Source organism: Rhizobium sp. RM (assembly GCF_013390595.1).
Lineage (GTDB): Bacteria > Pseudomonadota > Alphaproteobacteria > Rhizobiales > Rhizobiaceae > Agrobacterium.
The window spans coordinates 66,322-86,246 of the sequence record NZ_JACAWV010000020.1 but is presented as its reverse complement, the minus strand read 5'-3'; the positions used below and the strand labels follow the sequence as shown (position 1 = coordinate 86,246).

Genomic DNA, 19,925 nt, shown 5'->3' with positions numbered 1-19,925 from the left:
AGGTAGGTCGGGCCTTGAAGGCCCGACCTGGCTAATTAGCTCCAGCGCCAGCTGTTGACATTCCAGCTGTCGATACGAACGTTGACGTTCGGCACGTAACCTTCGAAGCCCTTCTTGAAACCACGGAGGTCTGTAAATTGGTGCAGCGGCAGGAAGGGAAGTTCATCGCGGACCAATGCCTGTATCTTCGCATAGGTTTTTTTCCGCTCTTCCGGAACGAAGATGGCCGCACCTTCAGCAAGCAGCTTGTCGACATCCTCGTTTTTCCACTGCCAGGTATTTTGCCCTGCTCCTCCCTGCGCGGCGATCGACTTCGAACTGAAGTAATCGGATGTATCCGGATCGCCACCAGTCAGGAACACGATACCGGCAATCGCGCTCTGATACTGGGAGAGCATCCAGTGATCACCCCACATCACCGCCGGGGGAAGATTTCGGATCGTCATCTCCGCACCGATCTGGGCAAAGGTCTGCTGCAGAAACTGCTGCATCTGTTCGCGCAGGTGGTTGCCTGACGTCGTCGAGTTTTCAAACGATAGACGCAGACCGTCCTTGGCACGGACACCATCGCTGCCAAGTTTCCAGCCGGCTTCTTCCAGCAGTGCACTGGCCTTTTCGATGTTGAACTCGTGCTTCGGCAGGTCGCCATTATGGTAATAGGCCTGCTGAGGCATGTAGCTTTCGGTCGCAACAGGCAAGCCGAAATAAAGAGCATCGATGATCGATGCCTTGTCGACTGCCATATAGAGCGCCTGACGCACGGCCTTGTCCTGGAAGACCGGCAAACCGAGGTTCAATGAGAAGGTCTCGACCGGGCTGCCCGGGGCCTTGACGACGGTACGATCGGCAAGCGCGGACGCCTCTTCGTAGTGATCGGCACTGATCCCCTGCAGACCGACGACATCGAGGTCACCGGTCTTGAATTGTGTATACATTACCGTGAGGTCAGGAATATATTTGACAATCAAGCGCTCCACGAAGGGGCCATCGCCGTAATAGGACGTGTTGGCAGCCATTTCGATGTAATCGCCCGCAACGCGTTTTGTCCATTTGTAGGGGCCGGTCCCGATCGGTGCGTTGTTGAACGGCGTGTTGTTGAGGTCGGCTGCGCCATCAAAGGCGTGCTTCGGCACGATGAAGGTTGAGGCCAGTATCGACGCATAGGGCGCATAAGGCTTTTCCATCGTCCAGGTCAGTTCCGTCGGCGAAACAACGGTCAGATCGCGAACGAGTTCGTGGCCAGTGTGGCGCCAGCTGTTGAACTTCGGGTTGACCAGAAGTTCCATGGTGAACTTCACGTCCTCAGCTGTCAGTGGCTTGCCATCGTGCCATGTCACGCCTTCGCGCAACTTGACCTTCCACTTCAGGCCATCTGCGGAAACGCCGCCATTGGCCACAGTCGGCACTTCGGCTGCCAGGCACGGGACGAACTCGCCACCATCGTCAACGCCGAACAAAGGATCGAAGAGCGCGAAATACACGCCCTCGTCAACTTCGATATGGAGCAGATGCGGATTGAAGACCGTTGGTTCCTGTGAAAAGCCGAGGACGATCTGGCCCTTCGGCGCGTCCTGAGCACGAACGACGCTGGAGCCGAGAAGGCCAGACATCGCCGTCCCGGTAACACCGATGCCGAGCATGGCCAGAACCTGGCGTCTGCTGGCGTGGAAGTTATTGTTTTTGGTGGTCATTTTTGTTCCCCTTATTATTAGAATTGGTGGCGTCCGTTATCAGGACGATGCAATCCTTGCCCGATTGATCGGACAGGTACTTATGACTCCCTAAGCAAGGGCTTTGCCCTTTGCGGTCGGCTGGACGGGTATCAGATCCGCCGTCCCGACTTCTCTTGTCGATGAATTGCAGCACCCGGCAAGGCGCCATGATCTCCTCAATAGAGTTGTTCGGCCCGCCAGTTGACAGTGATTTCCGCAACGCTTGCACGGTTTGGCAGGTTGATGGCGTAGGCAACGACATCGGCAACTTCATCTGCACTTGTCATGCTCGCCGCCTTCTCTGGCGCAAGCGCCAGACCCATATCGGTGGAGACGAAGCCCGGGCAGATCGCCGTTGCTCTAATGCCCTGCTCGAAGCCTGCCTGGCGAAGTCCATGGGCAAGCGCGACCGCTGCATGTTTGGTCAGCGCATAAGCGGAGGAATCCACTGACGCCACACGTTTTCCCGATAACGACGCGATGATGGCAATGCGGCCGCTACCGGATTTCGACAAGGCGGGAAACGCATACTTCGCCAGTCTCTGTGGCGCCCTGACATTGACCGCCCACATCGCATCCAGAGACGCGTCATCAATATCGATGACGGACTTCGCGACCATCACGCCAGCGTTGGCGACCACGGCATCAATGCGACCGAACCGAGCGAGTGCTGTATCGACCCACTCGGCTTCGCCACCCTGCAGGGCGTCGTAGGGGTGGGTATGGATCGCCACACCGTCCGTCCAGTCATCCTGCGGCTGGCGTAATCCAAGCGAGATTTTCCAACCATCGCGAAACAGACGTTCAGCAATCGCCTTGCCTATACCCCTCCGCGCGCCACTGATCAGCGCTACGCGTTCCTCTGCCATCAACGCTCCCCTACCGGATGAGGCGCCATAACGAAACGCCAATATATGCGCCGCAGAACACTCATCGCCTGCTCGTATTCGTCATCCGAAATATCGCAGAGGAACTTGCGGGACTCCTTGATGCGTTTGCGCAATTCGACAACGCATTCTTCGCCCTCCTCCGTCAGGAATAAAGACCAGGAACGAGAATCCTTCCGGCCGGTCTTTCGGCGAATAAGTCCGGCTGCCTCCAGACCGTTCAACGTGCGCGCCACCTCTGCGCGATCGCGCAAGTTGATCTGCGCAATCGCGGAAGGGTGAATGCCTGGGTAATTGGCGATCATGAAAAGGGCCGTAACTTTGCCAGTGCCACGAATGGCTTCCATATCGGCAATGCGGGCGTCCCAATCGCGGCTGACCGCGATGTTAATGTCTCGAATGAAGTAGCTGAACGTATCGTTCAGGACATCGAGATCAATCGTCTCCGGAGAGACGACAATCCCTTCGCCAGGCCATTCGACATCATCGTTTCCACCAATGTCATTCATGAATCTGCCATCCATTTGATTGAGATAATCAACTATAATTTAGTTGAGAGTGTCAAGCACTTTGCCTGAAAAATATTTGGCCGGCTTGTCGACTTGTGGATAGGTGGCTCCTTTCGCGGGGCGCACAAATTTGCTCCACATGAAAAAGGCGTCTGGTGGCGCCCTTTTTTCCAGCTGTTTCGATCTCACTGCATGTCCGAAAAAGACCAAGACAGTTTTCACCTGCAGTTAGCCCGCACGCCCACTCTTCAAGAGGTCCCTGCGGCTTTTAATTGAGTGAATTCGCGCGGCGTCAACTCCGGGCTGACGGCTCTGGAAAAGCTTTCGACATGCGCCACCTTTGTCGCGCTGGTGATCGGTGCAATTACGCCTTGCTGCGCCATGAGCGCAACAGCAACCTCGGCTGACCGTACGCCATGTGCGGCGGAAACCGTATCAAGCGCGGCGAGACCTGCCGCGCGAATGTCGGCTCACATCTCGACAGTTTTCGCGTTCACGAAACCCGAACGCCCGGCGAACCAACCATTGACAGCAGCAACAGCACCCAATCCAACAAAAAGGACCGCGCACCAGGCAAAGCTGCCCGTCCAGCCCCGAATGACGCCAGCAACAAGCGGACCGATGGCCGCCAAAAGATAACCAACGCACTGGGCCATACCCGAGAGATGAGCGGCAACATGTGGGTCGCGCGAACGCAATACGATCACCGTCATTGCTGCAGCGATCAATCCTCCCTGTCCAATGCCCTGCAGTACAGCCCAGAACCACACGGTCGAGAGCGGAGCAAATAGCAGGCCAATCAAAGCGACAACTGCGAACGCGCAAAGCGTAACATTGATGACACACTGGTTTTTACCGCGAACGGCGATATGCGGCACGACAAGGCACGACGCTGCCTGCACCATGACCGATACTGATACGATAGCGCCGGCGGTGACACCATCAAGACCGCGGTCACGCAGGATTGGGACGAGCCAGCCAAAAACGCTGTAGGCAAGCGCAGACTGAAAACCCATGAACATCGTGATGTTCCAGGCCAACCTGTCTCGCCAGAGACCTTCGACACGAAAGCCGCTGCGTGCCGATTTGTCCTTAGCCAACAGCACCTGCGGCAACCAGAGGGCGCCGACCAGCAGCGCCGGAAGCGCCCAGATCGCCAATGCGCCATTCATTGAACCGCCAAGCATTTTCTCCAAAGGCAAGGTTAGCCCTGCAGCGCTCGCCGCCCCGGCGCAAAGCGCCATGGTGTAAAGGCCCGTCATCAAAGCAGCATTCTTGACAAAGTCCCGTTTTACGAGACCCGGCAGAAGCACGTTACCGATTGCGATGCAGCCACCGGCAAGTGCCGTTCCGAGAAACAGGGCTGGAACAGAATGCAGACCACGCAAGGCCGTTCCAAGCGCCAGGAACAGCAACACCCCAAGCAGGGTCCGCTCAGATCCGATACGCTGGGCTAGGCGGGGTGCCAGCGGCGAGAAGGCGCCAAGGCAAAGGACAGGCAATGTTGTCAGGACGCTCGCAGCAAACGAAGACAGGCCAAGTTCACTACGGATTTCCGGAAGCAATGCCGATGCACTGGAAAAAACCGGACGGAGATTAAATGCGATGAGTACGAGGCTGGCGCCAAGCAGAACACGCCCCAAAGCACTCTGTCGTGGCGGGACCGGTGCCGGCACCGTGTCGATTTCGGCATCGACCAAGGTATCCTCAACCGGATCGTGGCCCTGGGTCTTTGTTGCCCCTAGAAATGAAGCAGTCATGATGTTTTACAATCTGTCGAGAGTGGAGAAGATAGGAGCCATAAAGCTGCGAACTGCGACAGCGGCTTTGTCGGCATCACCGGATTCGATCGCGTCGACGATATCCGCATGGGCCTGCATATCGGGTTCGGGCACTTCCGCCCGCAGTGTCGCCTGAATTGTCTCAGCGATGGAGACCGAAAAGAACTCGTAGATTTCGACCATCGCGCGGTTTCCAGACGCCGCGACAACTGCCTTGTGGAAGGCGAGATCGCGCACGATGAACGCGGAATTGTCGCCGCCCTCGTAGTTGCCCCGTTCAGCCAGCAGACGCCGCAACTCTCCAATGATGGCGGGTGTTCGTCGTATCGCAGCCAGTCGTGCAGCCTCGACGTCCAGAGCGCAACGCGCTTCAAACTGGTCGCGTAGACTTGCACGCCGCGCCATGGTCAAGGTCTCTGTCGGGTCGGTTACGGAGAGCACATAGGTGCCAGAACCTTGTCTTGTTTCGAGGAACCCCTGTGCCACGAGGACACGGACGGCCTCGCGCACGGTACCGCGACTGACAGAAAGCGTTGCCGACAGCCCCGCCTCATTCGGAAGCTTATCACCGATCGCCCAGCGACCCGCGACAATCTCACCTCGTATGGCTTGTGCTGCCTCGTGTGTCAGACTGGATTTGCTAACGGTTTGCATGACGATCTCTATTCATCAAGTCATCTGATGACTTGATGAATAGAGATCGTCATTGAAGGAGTCAATCGGCGCGCAGACGCGAGCTAACAAAGCAATCCGCAGACATTGATTGCCCATCCATCCGGCGTTATCAGTTTCGCCTACGGGCCAGAATCCACAAAAGATAGACCCCACCGATCATGCCGGTCATAAGTCCGATCGGCAGGTTGAGATTAAGTGGCAGTCGTTGCGCCAGGAGATCCGCGCAAAGGAGAAGTGTGGCCCCCATCAAAGCGCTCGATAACAGTGGCACCTGGGGTGCATGCGTCAGGCGTCGGGCAAGTTGCGGAGCAATCAACGCAATGAAGGCTATGGGGCCGGCGGCCGCTGTAGCAATGGCAGTCAGCCCGACACCCATCATGACCATTAGAAAGCGGGTGCGCTCCACATTGACACCGAGCTGCCCAGCCGTATCGTCGCCCATTTCGATGACGTCCAGTCGACTTGCATAGGTGAGAACGAATGGAATAACCGCGAAAAGGCCAATCGCTGCCGGTACGACATGCGACCAGCTTCGCGTATTGAGTGAACCGCCAAGCCAGAGCTGTGCGGACATGGCCTGGTCAAGGTCTCCCTTCACAAGTAGCACCGTATTCAGGCCTGAAAGAACGGCACCGACCCCGATACCGACAAGCACAAGCCGATAACCGCCACTCGATTGCCCTTTCATCGCCAGACTATATACAAGTCCAGCAGCAGCGAGCCCCGCCACCACGGCCGCGGCCGCAGTCTCCAACGCTCCAGCATCAAAAAGAATGATCTGAACGATGGCGCCCGTCGCGGCGCCCGTGGTGAAGCCGAGTATGTCGGGTGACCCAAGCGGATTGCGTGAAATCGACTGAAAGATTGAACCGGCCGCGCCAAGACAAGCTCCAACCAGCCCGGCTGTGAGAACCCGTGGCAGCCGGATTCCAAGCACGATGCGCTCGGCAGCGGGATTTTGAGTGGCACCAAGGAGCGTTTCCAGCACCTCTTTCGGACTGAACTTGAGACTCCCTGTTCCCAGAAGAAGCATGGCAACAATTGTCGCCGCTAGCAGCAAGCCGAAGCAGACAATGATGCTCCTTGGTCTCCAGATGATCGATACGTTGCCGAAGCGGAACACAGGCGGAAAACCACTTCTCATGCTTTCCCCAAACGAAAATGACGGGCGGCGCAGATGAAGAACGGTCCCCCGATCAACAGAACGACAATTCCCGCAGCAACTTCCTCGGGTGCAACCACGATACGGCCAACGACATCGGAGAGCAGCAGAACGCATCCCCCAGTCAGCCCGGATACCGGTATTATCCAACGACAATCAGGTCCGATGACGCTGCGTGTTATCTGTGGTGCGACCAGCCCCAGGAAGGTTATCGGACCGGCTGCTGCGGTTGCAGCCCCTGCCAGAAGTGTCACCGCGCCACACGCCCCAATCATTGTAGCGCCAGCGCTGGCGCCAAGTGACCTGGCAAGCTCTTCTCCCAAGGCGATGGCATTCAGATTGGAAGAAATTGCCATGGCGATGATGGAACCGAACACGACTGCAAGGGCTAGCACGCCCGCAATGTCGAAGCCTCTTCCTTCGACCGAGCCCGCGGCCCAGTTTCTGAAATTGTCGAGAACATCTGTCGGTGCATTCAGGACGACGACACCGGTGACCGAGCCAAGAACGATAGAAAGCCCCGCACCCGCAAGCACCAGTCGCACCGGATCGGTTCCACTTCCTCCGGCACGACCGAGCAGCAGGACCGCACAGGCAGATGCGGCTGCTCCGGCAAAGCCAAACCAGACGTAGCTACCGATGTCATGGATGCCGAGAACCGCGACGCCAAAAATAACAGCGGTCGCGGCACCGGCGTTAACACCGAGCAAACCCGGCTCCGCGAGCGGGTTGCGGGTGACCGCCTGTGTGAGAGCACCGGCTACGCCAAGCGCAACACCGGCCAGCATTGCAATAAGCGTTCGCGGTGCGCGCAACGACCAAATGATCAGATGCTCATCGATGGCCGGATTATATGCCAGAAAAGAAGCCCTAACCGTCTGCAGGTCGATGTGCCTGGAACCGAGACCAAGGCTTGCGACCGAAAGCACGATCAGGAAGCCAAAAAGCCCCGCAGTGACCGCAATTCGACGGGCGCGACGTGACGTCATGGTTTGCGCATCGAATCGACAACAGTATCAATCATCTGACGTCCCGAGTAATAGTCGATGCGAAACGACGACTGACCGAGGGGATAGACCCGCCGATTGATGACTGCCGGAAGATTGGCGAGGATAGGGTCAGCCAGAAACGCTTCAACATCCTTCGGGCTTGCGCGCAACAGAAACACTGTATCGCCTGTGATCGCTGCCGGCAGATTTTCGTGAGAGATGAAGTCAAAGTCGCTTGACCTGGTGACGCCTCCACGCAAGGTGTCGGGAAGCCCCGCCACGGTCATGCCGAGCGATGACAGGACTTGTGCCTGTGCGCTCTCAGGCTTGCCGATCGAATAGCTGCCACCGATGTTATAGCCGACGACAGTCACCTTACCAGCCACCAAGGCAAGCTTCGTGGCCGCGTCGGCTGCGTACTGATCAAATTCCTTTATGGCCGCTTCAGCTTGCTCTTCCCGTCCGGTCGCACGTCCCAACTGACGCGCAACATCTTGCCAGCCGTGATTGGCATAATCGACAATCATCACCGGCAGATGCTGGTGGTTCAGCTCCGCATAATGTTGAGCGACACTGTCGGCACCGGTTGATGAGCCGATGATCAGATCCGGATTCCAGCCGATAACCGCCTCGATATCGAACACAAGATTTCCGTAGAGAACCTCGACACCGCGTTGATGAGCGACGTCTGACCATTGTGAAAAGAAGCCGGTCGCATCGGTCATGCCACTGGGCGTTGTTGCAGCCGAAGCCACCACCGGCGCCCCGATGGCAAGGAGGATACCTGTCAGGCTCGGTGCCGTTGAAATGATCCGCTCAGGCTTGGCCGGCAACGTCAGCTTTCCCTTGGCGTGTTCAATCTCACGCGGCCAATCCGATTGCGCAGCCAAAGCATGACGAAAGGGAGCGGTTGCGGACAGTGTCAGGCAAAGTCCGATGAACAGAAACGTTCGGCGTCGTGCCATAAGGTGCTCCAGCTACAGGCGCGGCGCAGGCGCTCGGGGAGCGCCAACCGCAAAACATGATGAATGTAGTCAATATTTTCGGCGGCCATATTGCAGAATGCGTTCCGCAATGCAATACGCCAGTGGACCACGGTCCACAGTCAGGGAACGAACGAATGGCGCGACTTCGAACACAGTCGGTGACGTTGCAATACGATAAACGAACCGTATCGAAAGACCTCTCCGTAAGCATCCCCGACGGCGGTTTCACGGTTATCGTCGGTGCCAACGCCTGCGGTAAATCGACCTTGTTACGCGGCTTGTCCCGACTTCTGAGGCCTGCGTCAGGAGAGATAATTCTCGATGGCAAAACCATTGAAACCTTCACGAGCCGCGAACTCGCCCGGCAACTAGGCCTGCTTCCCCAAAGTGCAACGGCGCCTGTCGGTATTACCGTTGCGGAACTGGTTGGTCGCGGGCGTTTTCCACACCAGTCGTTTCTCAGACAATGGTCGACCGCAGATCAGCTCGCGGTCGAAAATGCCATGCAGGCGACCGGCGTCAGCCAGTTGGCTAACGTTCTGCTGGAAGAACTGTCAGGCGGCCAGCGCCAGCGCGTCTGGATCGCAATGGTCCTAGCACAGGACACATCCATCCTGCTGCTCGACGAACCCACCACGTTTCTCGACATAGCCTTCCAAATCGAGGTTCTCGATCTCTTGGCCGAACTCAACATCAAAGGCCGGACGATCGTCGCCGTGTTGCATGATCTGAACCATGCCTGCCGTTACGCCACACACCTGATCGCCATGCGTGATGGCCGAATCGTCGCCGAAGGCCGCCCTGCGGATATCGTTTCCGCAGACCTTGTCGAAGATGTCTACGGGCTATCATCAATGATCATCACCGATCCCTATTCCAATACCCCCATGATCGTCCCAAAGGGACGGCTCCAGATGCTCAGGAACGACGTGCCATGAACCAGTCCAAACTTCATATCGGATTTTGCCTGGCGCCGCTTTGGCTTCAGGTTCCATCTGCCGAGACCGACAAGACTGGAATACCGCCGGACCCGGTTGATTTCGCGACGTCTCTTGCCAAGCGGGCGGAAGCTGCAAAGCTCGATTTCGTTTTTCAGGTCGATTACGTCGGCATTCTCAAACGCGCACGTAAAGCCAGCGGTCTAGCGCCGGTCGGCCTCGAGCCTACGGTCCTCTTTGCTGCGATTGCCCGGTCCACGACACATATCGGGATGGTGACGACAGCATCGACCACGTTCAATCTTCCCTATGTCGTGGCGCGCCAGATGCAATCTCTGAACTGGATCAGCAATGGACGTATCGGCTGGAATATCGTCACTTCGATCGAGGGAGCCGAAAACTTTGGCGGCGAGCCCATGCCATCAGCTGAAATCCGCTATCGAAAGGCTGCAGAATTTACCGATGTCGTCCGCCGCCTGTGGCGAAGCAATCCAGGCAACATGCCCGGTAAAGAGCCTCAATCTATCGAACATCAAGGTGAGTTCTTCAGTATCAAGGGACCGCTCAATGTTCCCTGCCATGCATCGGGCGAACCTCTGCTTTTCCAGGCCGGCGCCTCAGAGATCGGCCGCGACTTTTCCGCGTCGATCGCCAATGGAACATTTGCGGCGACACCTGACATGACCGCCGCGATCGACCTCAGGAGCGATCTGCGCAGACGCGCTCGCGCTCATGGGCGGAAAGCGGAAGACATCAAGGTATTGCCCGGTCTCCACTTCTTCATGGCAAAGACACGCGAAGAAGCCGTTGCCTTGCACGAGAGAGCCCACGCCCATCTCGGCGAGGACTACCGTCGGCAATCGGTCAAGTCTGTCCTCGGCCTCGATCTCGCCGATATGCCGCTCGATGCAAAGGTGAACGCTGCAATGTTGCCGTCAATCGACCAGCCTGTGCGCAGCCGCACCCATGCCGATCTTTTGCGCCGCTTCATCGAGCGAGAGGAACCGTCAGTCGCACACATCTTGAAACGTCCGGAAGTCGTCGGCTCCGCCCATTGGGTGTCGGTCGGCACACCGCAGGACGTTGCCGAGGAAATCGCCGAATGGCACGACGCGGGAGCCTTGGACGGCTTCATCGCCTTGCCCGGAGGCTCTCCCGCATCGCTTGCATTGTTTTTTGACGAACTGGTGCCGCTCCTGCAACAACGCGGACTTTTCCGCACTGAGTACAACGGTTCGACGTTACGCGACCATCTCGGCGTATCGACAGAAAATGACCTTGTCGAGCTTTAGCATCAAGACCTGGCAGGCAAGCCTGAATCCGATGTCGCCAGTCGGCCAGCCTCCAGCAACGCCGCAAAATGCCCCTCGGATCGCGCCGTTTTCACGAAGGATACGGTGGTAACCACGCAGGCAATTTCGCCGTGGGCATTGAAAACCGGCACGGCCTTTCCCGTCAACGCGTTGAAAAGATGCTCATCGAGTTCGGCGCCGCCCTTTTTGCGGATTTCCGAAAACTGCTCCTCGTCCGGGCGTGCGCCCCGAAAGGCGTCCGGTTGGAGTTTGCGCACCGCATCGATGCGATCTGCCGGAAGATAGGCCTGGAACACCAGACCGCAGGCCGTGTTATCAAGGGGAAGAACGTCTCCCAGCGAGACAGTGCTGATTGCAAAGCTGGAGCTGCGGTACCACTGAACAATCGTCGGGCCGCGATCGGTCCAGATCGCTACGCCACAACTGGCGCCAATCGTTGCCGCTAGCGTTTTCATATGACGTGCCGCGACTTCAACCGGGCTTATGCGCCGCAGTGCACTGATACCGAGGCTCAGAGCTGCCGGACCGAGATCGTAGGCACCTGTGACCTGATCCTGGGCGACCAGCCCCTCTTTCACAAGGCTCTGCATGTAGCGATGCGCGGTTGAGCGTCCGCTTTTGGCGCGCCGCGCCAGTTCGCCGAGTGCGAGAGCTGATTCGGACTGAGCCAGAATGGTCAGGAATCGCGCTGCGATCGAAACAGACTGAATGACACCAGATCGTTTGTCCGCTTCACCGCCGTCTTCATTGCCTATACCGTCGTTCAAAACCCAATCTCTCCCACTGCATCTCGGCATCCCCGTGCCATTTCATATTGGCCCGACCTGAGCATTACATCGCTGTCATGCCAGAATCCCGACGTTTGCGGCAATGCTCTTTTCTTACCCGTTCTCCTGCCTGTTGCCAATTTGGCACAAAAGCACCATCACACAACAATGTTCACATTATGGAATGCATTCCCTATTGCGGAATATCATCGCACGAGTTACCGAACATGAGTTTTCAACTCCAGTTTTGAGATCTTTTATGACATCGCGCCCCATCCTTCGTTTTTCGAGCAGCGTCAGCATCCTGACACTCGCACTCCTGACCGCCTCTCCCGCACGATCGCAGGACGCGACGAACCAGAACGAGGACGCCACAGTTCTGAAACCGATCATCATCACCGGGGAAAAGGTGGCACGTGATCTGAAGAGCACAGCCTCCTCAGTTGCGATCAAATCAGCGCGAGAAATCGAGAAGGAGAAGACAGGAAACGCGACCGTTTCGGAGGTTATTGCGGACACCGCCAACGTGGTCTTCCCCGACAATGTCAGTGCCCCGATCATTCGCGGACAGGACACACAGGGACCGAACACCGGTGCTACGGCCTTCTTCGCCGGCACTGTTCCGCGCGCAACAATCAATGTCGACGGCCACTATCTCGGCTACAATGAATTCATTTACGGTGCGACATCCGCGTGGGATGTCGAAAGCATCGAAGTCTTCCGCGGGCCACAGACGACATCGCAAGGCGCCAATGCGATCGCTGGCGCGATCGTCGTCAACACCAAGGACCCGACGTTCACGCCAGAGGGCGCCTACCAGGCCGAATTGGGCAGCTACCACACCAAGCGCGCATCGCTCGCACTCTCTGGTCCCATCGTTGGCGAGGACTTGGCTGCCCGTATCGCGATTGATTACTCGGGGCGCGATACATTCATCAACTACATCAATTCCGGATTTGCCAGCAAAGGCACAGATCAGGATTTCATGGAATTCAACGCTCGGCTGAAGTTCCTTTGGGAGCCTTCCGAGATCCCGGGGCTCAGCACCAAGCTCACGCTTTCGCACAGCAACGCCAACCGCCCCAGCCAGGAAGCGGCATCGGTCCCGTTCGATGCGCTGAACCACACGACAACAACAATGCCGAGCTGGAGGCAGCGAACCGACACAGCTATCTTCGACATCAGCTACGATTTTGAGAATGGTGTGAAGGTGTTTAACCAGACGCAATTCACGGATTCGAACGCCAAGCGCCGGGTCGGCGTGGTGAATAATGGTGACGCAGATGTGGATCAGACCAATGTCTCGGAAGAAGTCCGCGTCACATTCGGCGAGCAGGATGACACACTCAGCGGTGTCGTCGGCATCTTCTACAACCACACACAGGCCGACGAGGCGCTCTACCTCGCTTACAATGGCAAGACGACCTCGACCTTCGATGACCAGAAGGACAATCTTGGTCTTTTCACCGAAATGACCTATCGCCTAAGCGATCAGTGGTCTTTGACGGGTGGCCTGCGTTACCAGCGCGATCAAATTCAACGAAGCGGCACCTCTGTCTATGCGGCAAACCCCGTCGATTTCGATACGACCTTCTCCGCAGTCCTGCCGAAAGCATCGATTGCCTACGCCGTCACGGACGACTGGACCGTTGGTGCTCTCGTCAGCCGCGGATACAACCCCGGTGGTGTTTCTCTCAACATCTCCGCGCAGAAATGGATGGAGTTCAAAGAGGAGAAGCTCTGGAACTACGAGCTCTTTACCCGAGCGAACCTCCTCGACGACCGGCTGACGCTGACTGGCAATCTGTTCTACATGGACATGAAAAACGCCCAATATAACATTCCTGTCCAGGTGACTTCGACGCTGACCCAGTCTTACACGATCAACGCAGAGGAAGCGCACGCCTACGGTCTGGAGATTGGTGGCGACTATCGGGTTCTCGATAATCTGACATTCAAGGCGAACGCCGGTCTGCTCAAGACCGAAATCGAACGGATGTCCAGCAACACGAACTATGAAGGCAATGAATTCGCCAAATCACCGGGCTATATGGTCAGCTTCGGCGCGAGCTGGGATGTGACCGACAAGTTCAACGTATCAGGTCAGGTTCGCCATCTCGATGGCTATTATTCCGACATTGGAAACACAAAAGCCTACGTGATCGAGCCCTATACAATCGCCGATGTCCGTGCGAGCTATCAGTTCCGTGACGGGCTCGAAGTCTATGGCTACGTCAAGAATGTCTTCGACGAACGCGCGCCGACATACATGCAGCAGAACCGAGGCATCGGCGGACTGGAGGCAAGTATGACCGCGCCACGCATGTTCGGTATCGGTGTCAAAGGTTCGTTCTAATTTGCGACTTCAAGGCCGGCCGCTTGGTTGCAAGCCGGCCTTGAGTCCGAGTTTTACCGGTCATCTATGGTTTGGCTGGCTCATGACTTTCAGCCATCGATAAGGTGGCCGTCCAAAATATCGATGCCGAAGAGCGTTCCCGCAAACATCAGGAACAGCACGATCGTCTGCTTGCCCAGCGAGCCTCTCAGGAACCGGAAGGCAACTTCCGTATAGATCGCCTGCGCAAGGCGCTTTTTATAGGTCGTGTTCAGCCGCGGAAACCATGCCCGGACAGGAAGAAACGTCTTGTCGCCGATACCGTCGATCAACACGAGCGTATTGCTTTTTTCATCCAGCACAATGTTCTTCAAATGGACGTCGGCGGCGACGACGCCGCTTTTTACGAACCAGTCCAAAAACTCGTTGAGTGCTGCGTCAGTCTTCGCATCGTAACGACCGGTCTCCAGCGTCTGGTCGAGCGTCATCGCCAATGATCCGTTTTTTTGGGTGACTGGCTGCACGACAAGGCCCGTTCCCTTGTCGGTTTGCACCAACCCGGCAAAGCGTTGAAGATGGCGCGCCGTCCGCATGCCCTCCCTCGAAGCCCTGTCGTATTCATGTAATTCGCGTCGCAAGGGGATCATGGTCTTATAAAACCGGCGCAGCGCCGCCAACAGTTTCACCCGTTGAAAATACCGCCGGGGCGGTGGTTCCTTGGCCTGGACTTTGACAATGAGATCCGTACCGGGAAGCGCATAAAGTTCGCGTGACATGCCTTTGGCGATTGGCTTGTCAGCGAGCTTCACCGAAGACGCCAACATTCCTTGTCCACCCACGATTATCGACATGATCACCTCCACCTGTCACAAAACTTTCACATTCCGTATACGGCAGGTTGTACTGCAGAAAAAGCCCGCGAACGACGATACGGTCAGGAGATCGGCAGCCAATCACGCCTTCGTTACCTCTGCGACATGCGACCGCATGCAGTTTTCCTGCGGTTTGGCTGTTGGTATCATCGGCAAAACCACATCCTGCAACATGCCGGGAATTGACAACAAGACAACCATCGGACACGTTGACAGTATGAGTGCATTGACTGATTGGTTGTCAGAAAGTAGCCCGATCAGTCGCAAAAATGCGGCTGAAGCGGTATTCGAAGAGCTGCGTTCTGCGATAATTTCCGGCCGTATCGAAGTTGGCAGGCGCCTGCCATCTGAAGCTCATCTCGCGTCGAAATACGGTGTCAGCCGTCCGGTTATTCGGGAAGCCCTCCGTTCGCTTCAGACGTTAGGGATGACACAGACGCGGACAGGAAGTGGCACGTTCGTGACGACAGCCACGCCATCAAGCGATCTGAGTTATAGTGGTTATTCTGCACGAGATCTGATCGAAGCGCGCCCGTTCATCGAAGTCCCTGCCGCTGGCTGGGCGGCGCTGCGCCGCACGAAACAGCAATCCGCGCGCCTTCTAAAACTCTGCGACGAAATGGAAAAGGAAGAAGACCCGCTTCGCTGGGTCAGGCTCGATTCCGATTTCCATATGCTTCTGGCAGAAGCGTCCGGCAATGCCGTGTTTGCCAAGATTGTCATGGATGCACGCGATGCACTCATGCAGCAGTCCGAACTGGTCAACCTGATGGCCAGTCGCCGTGTGGCATCCAACCGGGAACATCGTCAGATTGCTACGGCGGTCGATGCTGGCTCGCAAGACGACGCCTCGCGAGCCATGGAGCTTCACCTCGGTCAGGTGAAATTGGCCGTCACCGAGATTATCGGGACAGTTCAGCCGGATCGCTGACCGGAGCCTGAACATTCGCCAGAACGTCCGGACGTAGCGCTTTATCCAACTGTTCGGCAGTCAGGTGCCCTCGTTCAAGCACTACCTCGACTATGGTGCGACCGGTCTCCAGCGCTTCCCGTGCAACCTGGGTCGCCGCATAATAGCCGATCAGCGGGTTGAGTGCGGTCGCAAGACCAAGCGATTGCTCCAGGCGCAGAGCCATGATGCCCGGATTGGCCGTGATGCCATCGACACAACGCTCTGCAAGAATACGGCAGGCCGCCTCAAGATGGGCGATACTGTCACTAAGTGAGCGTACGATCACCGGCTCAAAGGCGTTGAGCTGCAACTGGCCGGCTTCCGCGGCCATGGTGATGGTGATGTCGTTGCCAATGACCGAAAAAGCCACCTGATTGACAACCTCAGGGATCACCGGATTGACCTTTCCCGGCATGATGCTTGAACCCGCCTGCATGGCCGGAAGGTTGATCTCGCCGATGCCGGCACGCGGTCCCGAGGACAACAAGCGCAGATCGTTACAGGTCTTCGACAACTTGACCGCAACTCGCTTCAAAACTCCGGACAGGTGCACGAATGCGCCAGGATCCTGCGTGGCCTCGATCAGGTCGACAGCGGTCGTCAAGGGCCGCCCCGTCAGCCGGGCAAGGTGCTTGCACACCAGTGCAGCATAGCCCACAGGAGCATTGAGACCGGTACCGATCGCCGTCGCGCCAAGGTTGATTTCATGCAGCAAGGTCGCAGATTCAAGCAATCGCGCGCGGTCTTCTCCAAGCATAACCGCAAAGACGCGGAATTCCTGGCCGAGCGTCATCGGAACCGCGTCCTGCAATTGGGTACGTCCAACCTTCAGAATTGGATCGAACTCCCTTGCCTTTCGCTCGAATGCTCCCTGCAATAACTCCATCGACACTGCCAGCGTGTCGATAGCTTCGATCGTCCCGACGTTGATGGCGGTCGGATAAGCGTCATTCGTCGACTGACTGAGATTGACGTGATCATTGGGATGCAGGTGCGCGTAGTCACCCTTTGCATGGCCCAAAAGTTCGAGAGCGCGGTTGGCAATCACTTCATTGGCATTCATGTTCGTGGACGTGCCGGCGCCACCCTGGATCACATCGACAACGAACTGATCGTGCAAGGCCCCGGCCCTGATCTCCCTGCAGGCTGCAACGATGGCATCCCGCCGCTTTTCATCGAGAAAGCCGAGTTCGAAATTCGTTTCCGCTGCGGCTTCCTTGACGTAGGCAAGGCCACGGATAACGTGCGGGTACTTGCTGATCGTGATGCCGGTGACGGGGAAGTTGTCGACGGCCCTGGCCGTATGGACGCCCCAATAGGCATCCACCGGAATTTCTTTCGAGCCGAGAAGATCTTTTTCAATGCGTATCGCCATTTCTGGCATCCTCCACAATTAACAATCTGTCATGCTGTAAGACAGATTTTGACACATAAGCTTGCCTCGGTGAAATGGTCAAATGAATTTCATCGAACTTGACGAAAGCCCAATCATGGTTTTAAGAAGGCGAAATCTGTATTACAGCATTACAGGATTCCGCGACGACATACGCGAATGAACGAAATCATCCCTCGCCTTCTGGCAAGATATGAGAGCTCTAGGGAGGAGCGTTTCAGTGAATACATCAACACAGATCAAGGCTGAAAAAGGCATCGAGTTTGCCGAAGACCAGGGCTATCAAAAAGCCCTCAAACCGCGTCAGATCCAGATGATCGCCATTGGCGGTGCAATCGGCACCGGGCTTTTCCTCGGAGCTGGCGGAAGACTTGCGGCAGCCGGACCTGCCCTCATCTTCGTTTACGCACTTTGCGGTTTCTTTGCGTTTCTGGTTCTTCGCGCGCTCGGCGAACTGATCATGCACCGCCCGACTTCGGGCTCTTTCGTTTCCTACGCCCGCGAATTCTACGGCGAGAAGATGGCTTTCGCCGTCGGCTGGATGTACTGGCTGAACTGGGCTATGACGGCGGTCGCTGACGTGACCGCGGTCGCGCTCTACATGAATTTCTTCAAACAGTACGTGCCCTTCCTGGTGGGCATCGACCAATGGGTTTTCGCCTTTATCGCTCTGGTCGTCGTATTGGCGATGAACCTTCTTTCGGTCAAGGTATTCGGCGAACTTGAGTTCTGGTTCAGCCTGATCAAGGTTCTGGCGCTCGTCACCTTCCTGATCGTCGGCGTCTATTTCGTCATCTTCGGTACCCCGATCGAAGGTCACGTCACCGGCTTCAGCCTGATCAGCGACAATGGCGGTTTTCTGCCAAACGGCATATTACCGGCATTCGTGATCATTCAGGGCGTGATATTTGCCTATGCCTCGATCGAATTGATCGGCACCACTGCGGGCGAAACTGAAGACCCCCGCAAGATCATGCCGCGCGCCATCCGCACCGTCGTTGTTCGCCTGCTGGTTTTTTATGTCGGTTCGGTCGTTCTGCTTTCTCTGCTGTTGCCCTATAGCGCTTACAAGGCTGGTGAGAGCCCGTTTGTAACCTTCTTCGGCGCCATCGGCATCGAAGGTGCCGACATCATCATGAACCTCGTTGTGCTCACGGCCGTTCTGTCGTCGCTGAATGCCGGCCTCTACTCCACGGGACGCATTCTGCATTCAATGGCGATATCGGGCTCCGCTCCGGCCGCACTTGCAAAGATGAACAAGGCCGGTGTCCCCTATGGTGGGATCGCGGTAACCGCAGCGGTCACGGCAATTGGTATCGTTCTGAACGCGATCGTGCCAGCCATGGCGTTCGAGATCGCCCTCAATCTGGCGGCACTCGGTATCATTAGCGCCTGGGCAGTGATCGTACTTTGCCAACTGAAACTCTGGAGCCTTGCACGTCAGGGCAAGATGAAGCGGCCGGATTTCGCGATGTTCGGCGCCCCCTACACCGGTATCATCACGCTCATCTTCCTGTTCAGTGTGTTGGTACTCATGGCGCTGGACTATCCGGTCGGCAGCTGGACGATTGGTTCCCTGATCATCATCGTACCGGCCCTGATCATTGGCTGGTTTCTCGCTCGTGACCGCATTGCGGCCATCGCTGCCGAAACAGCCGCCAAGCAAGCGGCGGCCGATGATCGGATCGCTTCGTGATCGGCTCTTTGAACAAACCACTGGTGGCGGTCATCGCCACCGGTGGAACCATCGCCAGCAAGCGTAACGCCGACGGCTCCAGCGCACCCTGCCTCGACGGCGACAGCCTTGTCGGCTTGCTTCCCCAATCCAGCGTCGACCTGAGAGCCATCGATCTGATGGCAAAAGATTCGGCAAGCCTCACATTGGCCGACATGCAGTCGATCAGCAATGCGGTGGGAAAACTGCTGGCCGACGACACAATCGATGGTGTCGTTGTCCTTCATGGCACGGATGCGATGGAAGAAAGCGCCATGCTGGTGCAACTGCAAAATCGCCTGACGAAACCGGTCATCTTCACCGGCGCACAACACACTGCCGATCATCCCCAGGCAGACGGACCGGCCAATCTTGCTGCAGCGATTGCTGCTGCAACTGACTGCAAGAATGCCGGGCGCGGTGTTCTGGTCTGCTTCGGTGGACGCACATCCCCTGCCTGGGGCCTTTACAAGCATTCCGCCGATGAGATCGACGCATTCCGTCAATCGACCGGGCAGGACAACCCGCCAGGTCTTTATTCCGGAGATGTCGGTGCGCTCCGTATCGATATCATTGCGATCTATCCCGGCTGCGACGGCGCTCTTATCGACGCGAGCCTCGACGCCGGCGCCCAGGGTATCGTGCTTGCCGCGCTCGGTTCCGGCAATGCCAATCCCTCGATTGTAGAAGCTGTTCAGCGCAGCTCAGCACGCAATGTGCCATTGGTGGTTTCCAGCCGCGTCCCACAGGGCAAGCTGACCCCATCCTACGGCGGTGGCGGTGGTGGGCACGATCTTAGCCTGGCAGGCGCCACGCACTCGTCCAACCTTCGTCCGGGACAAGCAAGAATTCTACTGGCAGTCCTGATAGCGGGAGGTGCTACAGAGCACTCGATAAAGGACGCATTCGCGTAAACGACAACAAAATCTGAAACGGCCTG

Annotated in this window: 18 protein-coding genes; 6 read left to right on the top strand and 12 right to left on the bottom strand. The window is 57.0% G+C overall.

Annotation, left to right across the window (positions count from 1 at the left end; all coding sequences use genetic code 11):
* Window positions 1-35 precede the first annotated feature (35 nt).
* The 9 genes from HWX89_RS15780 to fepB all read right to left on the bottom strand — a co-directional run bounded on the left by HWX89_RS15780 (window position 36) and on the right by fepB (window position 8,680).
* Complete coding sequence (locus HWX89_RS15780; RefSeq protein WP_138791788.1) at window positions 36-1,691, bottom strand: peptide ABC transporter substrate-binding protein; 1,656 nt, start codon at window positions 1,689-1,691, stop codon at window positions 36-38.
* Between the two features lie 197 nt (window positions 1,692-1,888).
* Window positions 1,889-2,581: an SDR family NAD(P)-dependent oxidoreductase gene (locus HWX89_RS15775; protein WP_138791789.1), complete on the bottom strand. Its 693-nt coding sequence runs from the start codon at window positions 2,579-2,581 to the stop codon at window positions 1,889-1,891.
* Window positions 2,581-3,108: a MarR family winged helix-turn-helix transcriptional regulator gene (locus HWX89_RS15770; RefSeq protein WP_178340794.1), complete on the bottom strand. Its 528-nt coding sequence runs from the start codon at window positions 3,106-3,108 to the stop codon at window positions 2,581-2,583. The genes HWX89_RS15775 and HWX89_RS15770 overlap by 1 nt, the downstream gene beginning before the upstream one ends.
* Before the next feature lie 248 nt (window positions 3,109-3,356).
* Entirely contained in the window at window positions 3,357-3,572 is a 216-nt protein-coding gene (locus HWX89_RS26555) for an aldo/keto reductase (RefSeq protein WP_353505696.1), read from the bottom strand.
* A gap of 6 nt (window positions 3,573-3,578) precedes the next feature.
* Window positions 3,579-4,868 (bottom strand): CynX/NimT family MFS transporter, encoded by a 1,290-nt coding sequence (locus tag HWX89_RS15765; protein ID WP_138791791.1) that lies wholly within the window; start codon window positions 4,866-4,868, stop codon window positions 3,579-3,581.
* Between the two features lie 6 nt (window positions 4,869-4,874).
* A complete protein-coding gene (locus tag HWX89_RS15760) occupies window positions 4,875-5,543 on the bottom strand; it encodes a FadR/GntR family transcriptional regulator (RefSeq protein WP_138791792.1) in 669 nt (222 codons plus the stop codon).
* Between the two features lie 130 nt (window positions 5,544-5,673).
* Window positions 5,674-6,708 carry a FecCD family ABC transporter permease gene (locus HWX89_RS15755; protein WP_138791793.1) on the bottom strand — a complete coding sequence of 345 codons (1,035 nt, stop codon included), beginning with the start codon at window positions 6,706-6,708 and terminating at the stop codon, window positions 5,674-5,676.
* Window positions 6,705-7,715: a FecCD family ABC transporter permease gene (locus HWX89_RS15750; protein WP_138791794.1), complete on the bottom strand. Its 1,011-nt coding sequence runs from the start codon at window positions 7,713-7,715 to the stop codon at window positions 6,705-6,707. Before HWX89_RS15750 ends, HWX89_RS15755 begins: the two co-directional genes overlap by 4 nt.
* Window positions 7,712-8,680 (bottom strand): Fe2+-enterobactin ABC transporter substrate-binding protein, encoded by a 969-nt coding sequence (gene fepB, locus HWX89_RS15745; protein WP_138791795.1) that lies wholly within the window; start codon window positions 8,678-8,680, stop codon window positions 7,712-7,714. Before fepB ends, HWX89_RS15750 begins: the two co-directional genes overlap by 4 nt.
* 155 nt (window positions 8,681-8,835) lie before the next feature.
* Here fepB and HWX89_RS15740 point away from each other — a divergent pair, with 155 nt between their 5' ends.
* Window positions 8,836-9,639 (top strand): ABC transporter ATP-binding protein, encoded by an 804-nt coding sequence (locus HWX89_RS15740; protein ID WP_138791796.1) that lies wholly within the window; start codon window positions 8,836-8,838, stop codon window positions 9,637-9,639.
* Window positions 9,636-10,931 (top strand): NtaA/DmoA family FMN-dependent monooxygenase, encoded by a 1,296-nt coding sequence (locus HWX89_RS15735; RefSeq protein ID WP_138791797.1) that lies wholly within the window; start codon window positions 9,636-9,638, stop codon window positions 10,929-10,931. The genes HWX89_RS15740 and HWX89_RS15735 overlap by 4 nt, the downstream gene beginning before the upstream one ends.
* A gap of 2 nt (window positions 10,932-10,933) precedes the next feature.
* On the opposite strand, the gene HWX89_RS15730 is transcribed toward HWX89_RS15735, so the two are convergent.
* Entirely contained in the window at window positions 10,934-11,719 is a 786-nt protein-coding gene (locus HWX89_RS15730; RefSeq protein ID WP_400969359.1) for an IclR family transcriptional regulator, read from the bottom strand.
* Window positions 11,720-11,978: 259 nt separating this feature from the next.
* Here HWX89_RS15730 and HWX89_RS15725 point away from each other — a divergent pair, with 259 nt between their 5' ends.
* Complete coding sequence (locus HWX89_RS15725; protein WP_138791799.1) at window positions 11,979-14,075, top strand: TonB-dependent receptor; 2,097 nt, start codon at window positions 11,979-11,981, stop codon at window positions 14,073-14,075.
* An 89-nt stretch (window positions 14,076-14,164) separates the two neighbouring features.
* Here HWX89_RS15725 and HWX89_RS15720 read toward each other — a convergent pair whose 3' ends face one another.
* Window positions 14,165-14,905 carry a YrbL family protein gene (locus tag HWX89_RS15720; RefSeq protein ID WP_138791800.1) on the bottom strand — a complete coding sequence of 247 codons (741 nt, stop codon included), beginning with the start codon at window positions 14,903-14,905 and terminating at the stop codon, window positions 14,165-14,167.
* Window positions 14,906-15,143: 238 nt separating this feature from the next.
* On the opposite strand from HWX89_RS15720, the gene HWX89_RS15715 reads away from it, so the two are divergent.
* Window positions 15,144-15,857, top strand: coding sequence for a FadR/GntR family transcriptional regulator (locus HWX89_RS15715; protein WP_138791801.1), 714 nt, complete (start codon window positions 15,144-15,146; stop codon window positions 15,855-15,857).
* Here HWX89_RS15715 and HWX89_RS15710 read toward each other — a convergent pair.
* Entirely contained in the window at window positions 15,829-17,253 is a 1,425-nt protein-coding gene (locus HWX89_RS15710) for an aspartate ammonia-lyase (RefSeq protein WP_178340793.1), read from the bottom strand. The genes HWX89_RS15715 and HWX89_RS15710 overlap by 29 nt on opposite strands.
* Before the next feature lie 238 nt (window positions 17,254-17,491).
* On the opposite strand from HWX89_RS15710, the gene HWX89_RS15705 reads away from it, so the two are divergent.
* Window positions 17,492-18,967 (top strand): amino acid permease, encoded by a 1,476-nt coding sequence (locus HWX89_RS15705; protein WP_353505694.1) that lies wholly within the window; start codon window positions 17,492-17,494, stop codon window positions 18,965-18,967.
* Entirely contained in the window at window positions 18,964-19,899 is a 936-nt protein-coding gene (locus tag HWX89_RS15700) for an asparaginase (RefSeq protein ID WP_353505693.1), read from the top strand. The genes HWX89_RS15705 and HWX89_RS15700 overlap by 4 nt, the downstream gene beginning before the upstream one ends.
* Window positions 19,900-19,925: the final 26 nt, after the last annotated feature.

Coding starts and splice junctions, on each gene's coding strand:
- HWX89_RS15750 (WP_138791794.1), bottom strand. CDS start 7,715: ATGACGTCACGTCGCGCCCGTCGAATTGCGGTCACTGCGGGGCTTTTT.
- HWX89_RS15770 (WP_178340794.1), bottom strand. CDS start 3,108: ATGAATGACATTGGTGGAAACGATGATGTCGAATGGCCTGGCGAAGGG.
- HWX89_RS15720 (WP_138791800.1), bottom strand. CDS start 14,905: ATGTCGATAATCGTGGGTGGACAAGGAATGTTGGCGTCTTCGGTGAAG.
- HWX89_RS15735 (WP_138791797.1), top strand. CDS start 9,636: ATGAACCAGTCCAAACTTCATATCGGATTTTGCCTGGCGCCGCTTTGG.
- HWX89_RS15755 (WP_138791793.1), bottom strand. CDS start 6,708: ATGAGAAGTGGTTTTCCGCCTGTGTTCCGCTTCGGCAACGTATCGATC.
- HWX89_RS15765 (WP_138791791.1), bottom strand. CDS start 4,868: ATGACTGCTTCATTTCTAGGGGCAACAAAGACCCAGGGCCACGATCCG.
- HWX89_RS15715 (WP_138791801.1), top strand. CDS start 15,144: ATGAGTGCATTGACTGATTGGTTGTCAGAAAGTAGCCCGATCAGTCGC.
- HWX89_RS15725 (WP_138791799.1), top strand. CDS start 11,979: ATGACATCGCGCCCCATCCTTCGTTTTTCGAGCAGCGTCAGCATCCTG.
- HWX89_RS15760 (WP_138791792.1), bottom strand. CDS start 5,543: ATGCAAACCGTTAGCAAATCCAGTCTGACACACGAGGCAGCACAAGCC.
- HWX89_RS15775 (WP_138791789.1), bottom strand. CDS start 2,581: ATGGCAGAGGAACGCGTAGCGCTGATCAGTGGCGCGCGGAGGGGTATA.
- HWX89_RS15710 (WP_178340793.1), bottom strand. CDS start 17,253: ATGGCGATACGCATTGAAAAAGATCTTCTCGGCTCGAAAGAAATTCCG.
- HWX89_RS15780 (WP_138791788.1), bottom strand. CDS start 1,691: ATGACCACCAAAAACAATAACTTCCACGCCAGCAGACGCCAGGTTCTG.
- fepB (WP_138791795.1), bottom strand. CDS start 8,680: ATGGCACGACGCCGAACGTTTCTGTTCATCGGACTTTGCCTGACACTG.
- HWX89_RS15740 (WP_138791796.1), top strand. CDS start 8,836: ATGGCGCGACTTCGAACACAGTCGGTGACGTTGCAATACGATAAACGA.